10 protein-coding genes and 1 other RNA gene are annotated in these 11,563 nt (G+C 58.2%); 2 read left to right on the top strand and 9 right to left on the bottom strand.

Annotated elements, in window-relative coordinates; all coding sequences use genetic code 11:
* Positions 1-134: 134 nt before the first annotated feature.
* Together JL015_RS26440 and JL015_RS26435 are read left to right on the top strand one after the other, a co-directional pair.
* Complete coding sequence (locus JL015_RS26440) at positions 135-410, top strand: tail fiber assembly protein (protein WP_201020561.1); 276 nt, start codon at positions 135-137, stop codon at positions 408-410.
* A 60-nt stretch (positions 411-470) separates the two neighbouring features.
* Entirely contained in the window at positions 471-1,016 is a 546-nt protein-coding gene (locus tag JL015_RS26435) for a glycoside hydrolase family 19 protein (protein WP_201020560.1), read from the top strand.
* Positions 1,017-1,114: 98 nt separating this feature from the next.
* Here JL015_RS26435 and JL015_RS26430 read toward each other — a convergent pair whose 3' ends face one another.
* The 9 genes from JL015_RS26430 to JL015_RS26390 all read right to left on the bottom strand — a co-directional run bounded on the left by JL015_RS26430 (position 1,115) and on the right by JL015_RS26390 (position 11,516).
* On the bottom strand, positions 1,115-1,756 hold the full coding sequence (locus tag JL015_RS26430) for a hypothetical protein (RefSeq protein WP_201020559.1): 642 nt from the start codon (positions 1,754-1,756) through the stop codon (positions 1,115-1,117).
* Positions 1,728-2,672, bottom strand: a complete 945-nt coding sequence (locus JL015_RS26425; protein ID WP_201020558.1) for a DNA-processing protein DprA — start codon at positions 2,670-2,672, stop codon at positions 1,728-1,730. Before JL015_RS26425 ends, JL015_RS26430 begins: the two co-directional genes overlap by 29 nt.
* Positions 2,673-3,036: 364 nt before the next feature.
* Positions 3,037-3,428: a transfer-messenger RNA gene (gene ssrA / locus JL015_RS26420) on the bottom strand.
* A 115-nt stretch (positions 3,429-3,543) separates the two neighbouring features.
* The gene (locus tag JL015_RS26415; protein ID WP_025258473.1) at positions 3,544-3,831 is read right to left on the bottom strand and encodes a hypothetical protein; all 288 of its coding nucleotides are present in this window, start codon (positions 3,829-3,831) and stop codon (positions 3,544-3,546) included.
* A 139-nt stretch (positions 3,832-3,970) separates the two neighbouring features.
* Positions 3,971-6,781, bottom strand: coding sequence for an FAD-binding and (Fe-S)-binding domain-containing protein (locus tag JL015_RS26410; RefSeq protein ID WP_201020557.1), 2,811 nt, complete (start codon positions 6,779-6,781; stop codon positions 3,971-3,973).
* Positions 6,778-7,449, bottom strand: a complete 672-nt coding sequence (locus JL015_RS26405) for a LutC/YkgG family protein (RefSeq protein WP_201020556.1) — start codon at positions 7,447-7,449, stop codon at positions 6,778-6,780. Before JL015_RS26405 ends, JL015_RS26410 begins: the two co-directional genes overlap by 4 nt.
* The gene (locus JL015_RS26400) at positions 7,449-8,906 is read right to left on the bottom strand and encodes a LutB/LldF family L-lactate oxidation iron-sulfur protein (protein WP_201005561.1); all 1,458 of its coding nucleotides are present in this window, start codon (positions 8,904-8,906) and stop codon (positions 7,449-7,451) included. The genes JL015_RS26405 and JL015_RS26400 overlap by 1 nt, the downstream gene beginning before the upstream one ends.
* A complete protein-coding gene (locus JL015_RS26395; RefSeq protein WP_201020555.1) occupies positions 8,903-9,727 on the bottom strand; it encodes a (Fe-S)-binding protein in 825 nt (274 codons plus the stop codon). The genes JL015_RS26400 and JL015_RS26395 overlap by 4 nt, the downstream gene beginning before the upstream one ends.
* 97 nt (positions 9,728-9,824) lie before the next feature.
* Positions 9,825-11,516, bottom strand: a complete 1,692-nt coding sequence (locus JL015_RS26390) for a lactate permease LctP family transporter (RefSeq protein WP_201020554.1) — start codon at positions 11,514-11,516, stop codon at positions 9,825-9,827.
* Between the last annotated feature and the right edge of the window lie 47 nt (positions 11,517-11,563).

Here is an 11,563-nt window from a genome sequence, read left to right as displayed (position 1 = left end):
AACTACAGCCAGGCGCAAGCGTTTCCTGACCCTTTGCTCAATGTCGGCGATGGCCCAGTCGTATTCCCTGCGCCGCTCCCCGTCAGCTCCTCGGCGGATATTTCAGTTCAGGAATCAGCAGCGGAGCCAGAGGCATGAACATCGACTGGAGCAAGCTCATCACCAAAGCAATGAAGGAAAAAGCTGCGGCTGATCAGGCCGTGACAGATATCGCGAACAAGATTGCATCTCTGCGAGCTGCGGCTGATTACGCAATTGCGCCGCTTCAAGACGCCGTCGACATCGATGATGCGACAGATGCAGAGATTGCGTTGCTCAAAGCCTGGAAGAAATACCGCGTCGCTCTGATCCGCCTGCCCGAGCAGCCCGGGTATCCGGCAGCAATCAACTGGCCAGCTATTCCGGCCTGACCCCAGCAGAACACCAGCGCCCGCCTCCGAGCGGGCTTTTTATTACCTGGAGAAAAGTGAATGTCGATCACGCAACAGCAGCTCCTGCAGATACTCCCCAACGCCGGTTCTAAAGCCGGCGTTTTTGTTCCTGCGCTCAATGCGGCCATGGGCAAATACCAGATCATCACCCCGCTGCGGATCGCAGCGTTCATCGCGCAGATCGGCCATGAGTCCGGCCAACTGCGCTACGTCCGCGAGCTGGGCAATGACGACTACTTGAAGAAGTACGATACGGGCAAGCTGGCGAAGAACCTGGGCAACACGCCGGCCGCTGATGGTGATGGCCAGCTCTATCGGGGGCGAGGGCTTATTCAGGTGACGGGGCGGGCGAACTATGACGCCTGTGGCGAGGCGCTGGGATTGGATCTGCTCAACCATCCAGAGCTGCTTGAACAGCCTGAGCATGCCGCGATGTCCGCAGCCTGGTTCTGGGATCGGGCAAGGCTGAATGCCTTGGCTGACAAGGGGGATTTCCTGTTGATCACCAGGCGCATCAATGGTGGCACCAACGGTCTTGCTGATCGTGAAGCCTTATATCAGCGCGCTTTGAAGGTGTTGGTGTGAGCGAAATAAAGTCCATAGCCACTACTGAGCCAAGGGAAAATGCTTCGGTTTTGGTGCTAGGGGGGGCACTGGATCGGTCGGCATAGTGCCTATATTCGTTACAAAGAATTTAGGAAGTCATCGAGTTCACTTGGTGCCCAAACGGTTTTTGCCAAGAAGATTCCGACCACGATTTGTACACTTGGCACCTTCTGAAGAATCCTTCTAGCAGCAGTGTAGGAGGCACCGAGTGTAATGACGTCATCTACAATCACTACTCGCGATTTTAATGGGGCAGCCAAGAACGTCGGATCTAGTGCGAGCGTCTCTGATAGTTCATCAGGGGATTTACGAAGCCCTTCATGCTGGCTTTCCCGTAGTTTAGTTTGAATGAGCACTGGTCGAACATCTAAGCCGGGATGCTTGGCCAAAAGTTTATGTAGAATTTTTAGCATGCGATCATCGTATTCGAGGTGGCCGATCGGTTTAGAGCAAGGCATGGGCACAAAGGTCGTATTCGCGGCTGCTGCGGCCAAATCAAGCGATCCGAGAATCATGGTTGCCCAGTAGTCAATCGCCTTTCCTTTGTAGTACAGAACCTTGTCCGTTGAAGTCGGCTTGCTTTTCAGATTCCAGATCTGTTGATTTGTAACACTCGCTTTGAAGCCACCACCTGAGGTGTACTCTCCGTAGTGGTAACAATGATCGTCATCGGAAAGATAATAGCGTTCATCATTGTCCAGCTTGGTCAGTCTTGTCATCCGTGAGCATTCCAATAATATCAGTTACGTTCTTGACTCTGATGGCACCGAGTTTTTCAAATCTCGATGGCCAAGTTAAATCATCACGTCTAAAGCAGCTATCCAGGATGAACAGCTTCCGCTTTTGAGCCAGGGCAGCTCGAGCCTGCACAAGCGTTCCAGAGGTATTGCCAGCCTCAACAATGATTGTCGCGCTAGTAAGGGCGGACATCGTAACGTTTCGAGCTGGAAAAAATAGTCTATTCGTCTTGAAGTTTTGGTCGCGATAGCGGAGGAAGGGTACCTGAGAGATGACAAGATGCTCGTGAGCAATTAAGTCTTGGAGCTCACGGTTTTCCTTAGGGTAATACTCGTTCAGGGGGGTTCCAATTACTGCAATCGTATTGCCCCCAGCCTGCAGAGCGGCAGTGTGTGCGGCCGTATCAATTCCCTTTGCCAAGCCTGATACGATTGTGAATCCGTGCTTTACCAACTTGTGCGCAATCAATCCTGCGTTAAACGCACCTTCATCAGACGGAGCTCGAGTCCCAACAATTGCGACGGCGGGGGTATCCACCAACTCCCAATTACCACGGTAATAAAGGAGCTGGATCGGATGGTCTGCATCCCTGAGCTTTTGAGGATACTCCCCTGCGCCATGGACCCGTATCCCGGTCCTCGCCAGCTGTTCACTCCCTATCTCACTCATGAGTCTTTCATGAGCGATAGCCGCATTCCTTTCATCTACCAAATCTGATGGGATAGCGCCGGGGTTGTCTCTGAAAAGGCTGGCTAAATTGGCAAACCACGCGCCCTGATTCAGCCACAAGGATTCGTAGGCATAAATCTCCTCAAGCGGCACGATAGGTCGCGACTTGAACAGTTTCAGGGGGGGGGTTCTTGAGGTCATAGGTGCTTTGTCTATCGCAATATGCATCAGGGCATTCCTTGGCAAGGTCTGGATCGATGCGATTCAGGCGCAAATCAGAAATCTGCCACACATCCCATGGTGTGACCCTAAATGTACGCGATGGGTCGATGTGCGTCATCAGAAATGGTGTATTAAACGCACCTTGAAGTAAGTTAGCCGTGAGCCTGGCGCAGGAAGTGAAGGTGAGATTGCTGGCTATGAATACAGAGCCCAGGTAGAGAGCTGGCATGAGGCGCACATGGGTTAGCGCTTCCACGCATAAATATCTCCATGCTGTCATTAAGCTGGCATTACCCAGCCAAAACGGCCCCAAAAGGCACAAAAAAAGCACTTGCGAGAAACGCTAAGTGCTTGATTTGTATGGCTTGTGTGGTGGAGCCGGGGGGATTTGAACCCCCGTCCGCCAGTACTCCGCTGTCGGTACTACATGCTTAGCCGTGTCTATTAAGTTAACCCTCAGCGACCCGACGGGCAGGGTGCTTTGGGCGAGCTGTGTAAGTTTTAGTCGCTTCGTCCACAACGTACTAGGCGACGATCCTGTTCTATATGACAATCATTTCGGGTTTACAGGCATCCCCTGATGATTGCTGGAGCCGAAGCTACCAGAAGAGCTAGTCGCGCCGCTTACGCAGCGAGAGCGTAGCCCTCGTAGTTTTCGTCATTGGCAACTATAGAAAGTTGCAACAGTGGATTTACGACTTCTGTTACCAAGTCGGCATGCACCTAAAGTTTCATCACCGGCGTCGAATCCTAATCGGCCCCGAGACTGCTTTCGCAGTCATTGGGCGGGAGTCTACGCCAATTGATGGGGCGCGTCGACCCGCGTCTTGCTTTGCCGACAAGGCCAGCGCGCTGGCTGGCCTTGTCAGGCGCTTTCTTACCGGTTGCCGCCTTCGCTGCCCGAGCCGAGGTTTTTCAGTTCGGTGATGGCTTGGGTGGTCAGTTCGATGCAGGTTTTTTTATCGCCTTTGGCCTGGGCGGCCCGTGCGTCGGTTTCGGTTTTTGCCAGGGACTGTTTCAGGTCGGGGCTCAGGTTCACGTTGGTGGAAACCTGGGCGTCCTTGATGGTCTGCAAGTTGCTGCCGCACAAGTCATCGGCGGCGAACACCGGGGAAGCCAGCATGACAGAGCTGAGGAGTAGTCCAGTCAGGGCGGTACGCTTCATATGTCTCTCCTTGATTACCGGTCGCTTGGGCTCTTTGCCCATGGGTTGGGGAAGCCCATTCAAATACGGGCTTACAAGGGTGGACTGTGCTGAAACGCAGGGGTTCTATTTATTTTCATGCCTGTAATGCCTGTTGCCATCATGCGGATTTCGCCTGCGTCACCCGGTCGATCAGGTAAACCAGCCCGTGATAGTCGATGCCGCTGTGCTGCGAGAGGCCGATTTCACAGGTGCGGCTGGTGGAGATGCCTTCGTTGCAGTACTGCACCGCACCCTGGAGAGAGCGTAAGGCGTGGGCGTTCAGTTCGGGCGTTGTGAAGCCTTTGTCTCCGGCGAATCCGCAACAATGTATGCCTTCCGGGATGACCACGTTGACGCTGCACAGGCGAGCCAGTTCGATCAGTGCCTGGCTTTCGCCAAGGTGCTGGGTGCTGCAGGTGACGTGAACGGCAATGGGTTCCTGTTGCGGGGTAAAGGTGAGTTTGTCCAGCAGGTGCGTGCGGATGAATCGCACCGGGTCGTAGAGATCCAGGCGTGTGTCCTTGAGGTCTTGTACCAGTCGCAGGGTGCAAGGGCTGGTGTCGCAATAGATCGGGTCCAGCCCGCCGCGGCTGGCTTTGATCAGCGCGGCCAGCAGTTCCTGGCGTTTCTCGTCGGCTTGCTGGTTGTAGCCCTTTGAGGCGAAAGGCTGGCCGCAGCACAGGCTGTCCTGATTGTCCGGGAAGACGACCTGATAACCGGCTTTTTCCAGCAGGCCACGGGTCTTGTCCAGCAGTGAGGTTTGCTCGCGATCAGTGGCCGCAGGCCCCATCACGCGAGAGACGCAGGCTGCCAGATAAACCACTCTGGGACGTTGGTCCTCGATGGGCGGGGTGAAGCGTATGGCCTGTTCCGGCTGTGGCATGGCCGGTGTCCATTGCGGGATGCGGCCGGCTGAAAGCTTGCTCAGTTTTGCTGACAGTTTTGCCAGTCGCGGCGCACCCAGCAGCATGCGCGCGCCGTTGGCGGCATGCAGGGTAAAGCGTGCGCCTTGTACCGCTGTCTTGAAGTTGTGCGCCAGCCAGTTGGCTGTCCTGGCATGGTGTGCTTCCTGATGGCGCAGCTTTTTGACCAGTTCGCCGGTGTTGATGCCAACCGGGCAGCGTTGGGCGCACAGGCCGGTGGCGGCGCAGGTGTCGATCCCTTGATAGTGGTAATCGCGCTCCAGTTTCTGGGTGTCGGTTCCGGCGCGTTTTTTCGCCTGAATGTCGCGCCAGATGACGATGCGTTGCCTCGGGCTCAAGGTCAGGCCTTTGGAAGGGCAGACCGGTTCACAGAAGCCGCACTCAATGCACTTGTCGACGATTTCGTCAGCAGCGGGCAGCGGTTTCAGGTGCTTCAAGTGGATCTGCGGGTCGTTGCTGAGCACCACGTCCGGGTTGAGAATGCCGTTGGGGTCGAGCAGGCGTTTGAGTTGCCACATCAATTGATAGGCGTCGCTGCCCCATTCCTTTTCGACGAAGGGTGCCATGTTGCGCCCGGTCCCGTGCTCGGCCTTGAGTGAACCGCCGAACTCCACGGCCACCAGCTCTGCAACGTCTTCCATGAAGGCCTGATAACGGGCGATTTCTTCGGGGTTGTTGAAGCCCTGGGTAAAGACGAAGTGCAGGTTGCCCTCCAGCGCATGGCCGAACAGGATGGCTTCGTCATAGTGATGTTTGTCGAACAGCGCGATCAGGCGGCGCACGCCAATGGCCAGTTGTTCGACCGGGAAGGTGACGTCTTCGATGATGACCGTGGTGCCGGTCTGGCGTACGGCTCCGACGGCGGGGAAGGTGTCTTTGCGAATGGCCCAGAGGCGTGCGTTTTCCAGCGGGTCTTCGGTGAAGTCGACCTGTTTCTCGACGGGGAAGGACGCCAGCGACGCCATGATTTGTGCCAGTTGTTCATGCAGCAAAACCCTGGATGCTGCCCGTGCTTCGATCAATAACGCGCAGGTGCTTTCCGAGAGTTCACGGACAAAGGCTGGCATGCCGGGTTTGTCCTGCACCGAGCGCATGCTGCGTCGGTCCAGCAGTTCGACGGCGGCGACCGGCTGGCTTTTTAGTACGGTGACGGCGTTGCAGCAGGTTTCCACGTCCGGGAAGACGATCAAGGCCGAGGCCTTGTGCGGATGGTCGGGCACGGTGTTGTAGGTCACGGCGCTGATGAAGCCCAGCGTGCCTTCGGAGCCGACCAGCAAATGGCTGAGGATATCCAGTGGCTCATCGAAATCCACCAGGGCGTTGAGTGACAGGCCCGTGGTGTTTTTCAGGCGGTATTTGTGGCGAATTCTGGCGGCCAGTTCGGTGTTGGCGCGGGTTTTTCGGCCCAAGTGGGCGAGTTGTTCCAGCAAGACGATATGGCTGGCGCGAAAGGCCTGCACGCTGGCCGGGTCTTCGGTATCCAGGCGTGTGCCATCAGCCAGCACCAGACGAATTCCTGCCAGCGTGTGGTAGGTGTTTTGCGCTGTACCGCAGCACATGCCGCTGGCGTTGTTGGCGACGATGCCGCCGATCTTGCAGGCGTTTATCGATGCCGGATCCGGCCCGATCTTGCGTCCGAACGGCGCCAGCCAGGCATTGGCCTGTGCGCCGATGACGCCGGGTTGCAGACGAATCTGCGCGCCCTGTTCGCGGACCTCGCGGCCGTTCCAGTTATCGCCCAGCACCAGCAATACCGAATCGCTGATGGCCTGGCCGGAAAGGCTGGTGCCTGCTGCGCGAAAGGTCACCGGGACTTTTTCGGTCTGGGCCAGCTTGAGCAGGGCCACCACTTCGTCTTCGGACTCGACCCGGATCACCAGCTTGGGGATCAGCCGATAGAAGCTGGCGTCGGTGCCGAAGGCCAGTGTCGAAAGAGGATCGTCGAAGCGGCGGTTTTCGGGGATCAGGCGTCGGGCTTCGCGGATGAAGTTTTCTGACAGGCTCATGCGTCTTCCACTATCAGGACCACAAGGTCTTTGGGGCCGTGGGCGCCGTAAGCCAGCACCTGTTCGATATCGGCAGTCTTGGAGGGGCCGGAAACCAGCAGGGCATTGGTCGGCATGCCGCCGGTCCAGTCCTGTTTGCGCTGGGCTTCGCAGAGGTTGTCGTAGATCTCGCTGGCCTTGAGCAGGGCGAAATGCACAGGCGGTACCAGGCTCATCAAGCGCGGCTCTTCGCGGGTCGGCCAGATGATCAGGCTGCCAGTCGCAGCAATCGCCCCGACGGTGCCGGTGAAACTGGCTGGTGTGTCATCGAACAGCTCTTTCTTCCATTGCTCGATGGGGCGGTCGTAAGTCTTGAGCGGTGGCAGTTCGGGGCGCGTCGCCCAGTGTCCGGCGACACGCTGCCCATGGACGGTGCCGGGTGCGATCAGCAGGCTGGGCAGTTGGCGATCATGCACCAGTTCGCCAAGCCTTCGGGGCCAGTCCGATTCCGTACACAGGTGGATTTCCGTATGCACGGCCTCCATCAGCTTGCGTAGCTGGGCGACCCGCTCTTCAGGAGCGTAGGTCCAGGGGGCTGTCACCAGGGCTTCATTGAAATTGTCAGTAATCGGCGTCGTTCCTGTCAGGCTCTGACGCAGTTTGGCGAGGATGTTTTGCTTGGCGCTCATCAGAGTTCTCCGGGCCGCTTTTTCAGATGCTCGCGTGCCATTTCATGCAGGGAGCGGGCTGCGGGCTTTGGGGCGCTATGGTTTTGTGTCCATGGCCCGACATCGCCAGGCATCAGGCTGCGTAAGCGTGTGGCGAGGTAAACGAATGCGCGATACAGGCCCGGCGAGGTATTGAGTTTCGACCAGGCATTCCAGATCAGGCGTTCCTTGCGCGAGTACTTGCGACCCTGATCGCGCATCACGCGGTCGGGTGCATCCGGTGCCTTGACGTTTTCTTCGCGCAGGCGGCGCAGCAAGGCGGGAATCGGGATCTTCACCGGGCAGACTTCGCCACATGCACCGCAGAGCGATGAGGCGCTGGGGTGATCTGGCACTTTGCTCAGGCCCGCCATGTGCGGCGTGATGATCTTGCCGATGGGGCCGGGATACACCTCGCCGTAGGTGTGGCCGCCGACGCGGGTATAGACCGGGCAATGATTCATGCATGCGCCGCAACGAATGCAGTTCAGGGTCTGGCGCAATTCGCTGTCGGCAAAGGCCTGGGTGCGGCCGTTGTCCAGCAGCACCAGATGCACTTCCTGCGGGCCATCCAGTTCGTGGGGCTTGCGCGGGCCGGAGATCATATTGACGTAGGTCGTGATCGGAATGCCCAGTGCCGAGCGGGTCAGCAGTGACAGCAAGGGGATGGTGTCGCGCAGGTTTTCGACGACTTTCTCGATGCCGGTCACGGCGATATGCACGGGTGGTACGCTGGTGACCATACGCCCGTTACCCTCGTTCTCGACGAGGAGCAAGGTGCCGGTTTCGGCTATCGCGAAGTTGACGCCGGAGACGCCGATATCCGCTTCAAAGAATTTCTGGCGCAGCACACGACGGCCGATCTGGATCAACTGGTCGACGTCGGTGGTGTAATCGACACCCAGCTTTTCATGGAACAGTTTTCCCACCTGACCGGCGTTCTTGTGGATGGCCGGCATGATGATGTGCGAGGGCTTTTCGTGGTCCATCTGCACGATGTATTCGCCCATGTCCGCTTCCAGACACTCGACGCCGCGCTCGCCCAGGAAGTCGTTCATTTCCATCTCTTCGCTGACCATCGACTTGCCTTTGATCACCTGTCTGGCTTCGTGGGCGTTGACGATGGAGAGCACGATGTCATTGGCCTGCTCGACGGTTTCGGCCCAATGCACCTTCACGCCGTTGCGGATCAGATTGCGTTCAAGCTGCTCCAGCAGATCCGGCAGCCTGGACAAGGCCCGTGCACGAATCGCATTGCCCAGTTCGCGTAGGTCTTCACGTTCTTCGGGGTCGCTGAAGGCTGCTGCACGCTTGGTCATCAGCGAGTCCATGGCGCGTCGGAAGTTGCCGCGCAACTGGGTGTCGCCAAGGGCCTGATGGGCGCGGGAGCGGAAGTCTGTCTCGACTTCCACGGCCGGAATCCGGGTTTGCGTGTTCATCGCTGTCCTCCGGTACGTTGCCACAAGAAGCTGGCCAGATGCAGGCCGCGCAGGGATTCGCGTTGTTTTTCCAGTGAGCCGTTGATGTTCATCAGGCAGCCGCAATCGGCGGTGAGAATCTGGTCTGCACCGGACTCCTTCAGGGCGCGTGTCTTGTCGGCCACCATCGCTCCGGAAATATCCGGCATGCGCACGCTGAATGTCCCACCGAAGCCGCAGCATTCGCTTTCATGATCGTGATCCACACGCTCGACATTGCCCAGTTGCGACAGCAGTTCGCGAGCATGCAGGTGGGTGTTCATTTCACGACGCGCCGAGCAGGAGGTGTGCAGGGCAATCTTGATCGGTTGGCCTTGATCGTTCAGTCGGGTCTTGCAGACGAACAGCAGGAATTCGGTCAGCTCATAGGTTCGTGCAGCCAGGGCGCGAACCTGCTCAAGGGTGTGAGGCTCGTCCTTGAACAGTTCGGGATAATGTTCGCGAAACATTCCGGCGCAAGAGCCAGAAGGCACGATGACCGGATCGTCCCCCGCGAACAGCGCCAGTTGAGCGCGTGCCACTTCCCGGGCCTGCTCGGTGTAGCCACTGGTGTAGGCCGGTTGTCCGCAGCAGCTTTGTTCTTGAGGGTAGTCGACCTGGATACCTTCGCGTTCGAGCAGGTGAATGGCGTCCATCCCGGCGTCAGGGAAAAACAGGTCGACCACGCAGGTGCCGAACAGGTAAACCCGCTGCGGTTTTTCAGTCGGGTATTGCCGTGGCCCATGACGCGGTGGCGCGACGCGGGTGGCATTGGGTGAGGCGTTGTAGAAAAGCTCGCTCATCAGGTGTTTCTCCGGGTGGGCCCGGTTATCCGCTCAGGGCATGAATGGCTGACGCCGGTGGTTGGGGCCGGCGTCAGGGCTTCGCGTCTTTTTGTAATCAGTGAACGATCATGCCGGTGAACCAGTAGGCCTGTGCATAAGTGATGCAGCCCACGATGGTGGCGAAAAACAGGCTGTGCTTGAGGGTGAAGCGGAACAGGTCCGATTCCCTGCCGACCAGCCCTGTCGCGGCGCAGGCCACGGCTATGGATTGCGGCGAAATCATCTTGCCGGTCACGCCACCGCTGGAGTTGGCGGCGACCATCAACACGTCACTGACGCCGATCTGGTGGGCAGTAGTGGCTTGCAGGGAACCGAACAAGGCATTGGCCGAAGTATCGGAGCCCGTCAGAAACACGCCCAGCCAGCCGAGGAACGGCGAGAAGAACGGGAACGCAGAGCCCGTGCCAGCCAGCACCAGCGCCAGTGTCGAGGACATGCCCGAGTAGTTCATGACGAAGGCGAAGGCCAGCACCATGCCAATGGAGACGATGGCCCAGCGCAGCTCGATCAGGGTTTCTTTAAAAGTGGTCAGACCAATCTTAGGGCTGATGCGCAAGACGATCATGGCCAGGATGGCCGAGAACAGAATCGCTGTGCCCGACGCGGCGATCAGGTCGAACTTGTAGACCGCTGGCATGGCGGTGGCCTTGGCAACGATGGGCGTGCCTTTGATCACCAATTGGTCCAGATACGGGACTGCGATGTTGATGGTCCAGGCTTGCAGAGCACCACCCGCCGCGAACATCGCTTTGAAGGGCTTGAGCGTCCAGACCGTGACCATGGCGGTCAGGATCAGGAAGGGCGACCAGGCCTTGATGATCTGGCCCAGGCTGTAGGGCGACTTGACGGTGGTGCGTGGCTGGCCGAAACCACCGGAGCTGCCCGCGACAGCTGCCGAGCCACCGCTGACGACGACCGCGTCCGAAGCACGTTGCGGCTGCCAGACTTTCAGGAACAGTGTCAGCGACACGATGCTGACCAGCGCCGAAGTGATGTCCGGCAACTCGGGGCCAATGAAGTTGGAGGTGAAATACTGGGTGACTGCAAAGCTGAAGCCGGCAATAAGTGCGGCAGGCCAGGTTTCTTTGACACCTCGTACGCCATCCATCATGAACATCAGCCAGAACGGCACGAACACTGACAGCAGCGGTAGCTGGCGGCCGGCCATGGCGCCGATCTTGAACGCATCGATCCCCGAAACCTGCCCGGCCACAATGATCGGAATGCCCAGAGCGCCAAAGGCTACGGGAGCAGTATTGGCGATCAGGCACAGGCCGGCGGCATACAGCGGGTTGAGCCCCAGCCCGACCAGCAAGGCTGCGGTAATCGCGACTGGCGCGCCGAAACCGGCTGCGCCTTCCAGGAAGGCACCGAAGCAGAAACCAATCAGCAGCACTTGCAGGCGCTGGTCATCGGTAATGGACATGACCGAACTGCGGATGATCTCGAACTGGCCGCTTTTGACTGTCAGTTTGTAGAGAAAAACCGCCGCGACGATGATCCATGCGATGGGCCACAAGCCATAGGCGAACCCGTATCCAGCGGCGGCCAGAGCCATGTCGGCAGGCATCTGGAAGGCGAAGATCGCAACCAGAACCGACAGCGCCAGTGTGATGCTGCCCGCGACATGGCCTTTGAGCCTGAAGACGGCCAGTGCCAGAAAGAAGAAGACGATGGGGATGAGCGCAGCGGTGGCGGAAAGGCCCAGGCTGCCCAGAGGTGTATAGAGTTGTTGCCAAGTCTGCATGTAGGTGGCCCCTAATTGTTTTTGGTAAGGCCCGGTGTTCTGTGTCG

Source organism: Pseudomonas cichorii (assembly GCF_015471405.1).
In the GTDB taxonomy this organism is placed as follows: Bacteria; Pseudomonadota; Gammaproteobacteria; order Pseudomonadales; family Pseudomonadaceae; genus Aquipseudomonas; species Aquipseudomonas serbiensis.
This window is presented reverse-complemented; position numbering and strand designations above follow the sequence as displayed.

Excerpts from the sequence above, each read along its gene's own strand:
- JL015_RS26435 (WP_201020560.1), top strand. The coding sequence starts at position 471 with ATGTCGATCACGCAACAGCAGCTCCTGCAGATACTCCCCAACGCCGGT.
- JL015_RS26425 (WP_201020558.1), bottom strand. The coding sequence starts at position 2,672 with ATGCATATTGCGATAGACAAAGCACCTATGACCTCAAGAACCCCCCCC.
- JL015_RS26395 (WP_201020555.1), bottom strand. The coding sequence starts at position 9,727 with ATGAGCGAGCTTTTCTACAACGCCTCACCCAATGCCACCCGCGTCGCG.
- JL015_RS26430 (WP_201020559.1), bottom strand. The coding sequence starts at position 1,756 with ATGACAAGACTGACCAAGCTGGACAATGATGAACGCTATTATCTTTCC.
- JL015_RS26390 (WP_201020554.1), bottom strand. The coding sequence starts at position 11,516 with ATGCAGACTTGGCAACAACTCTATACACCTCTGGGCAGCCTGGGCCTT.
- JL015_RS26410 (WP_201020557.1), bottom strand. The coding sequence starts at position 6,781 with ATGAGCCTGTCAGAAAACTTCATCCGCGAAGCCCGACGCCTGATCCCC.
- JL015_RS26415 (WP_025258473.1), bottom strand. The coding sequence starts at position 3,831 with ATGAAGCGTACCGCCCTGACTGGACTACTCCTCAGCTCTGTCATGCTG.
- JL015_RS26405 (WP_201020556.1), bottom strand. The coding sequence starts at position 7,449 with ATGAGCGCCAAGCAAAACATCCTCGCCAAACTGCGTCAGAGCCTGACA.
- JL015_RS26400 (WP_201005561.1), bottom strand. The coding sequence starts at position 8,906 with ATGAACACGCAAACCCGGATTCCGGCCGTGGAAGTCGAGACAGACTTC.
- JL015_RS26440 (WP_201020561.1), top strand. The coding sequence starts at position 135 with ATGAACATCGACTGGAGCAAGCTCATCACCAAAGCAATGAAGGAAAAA.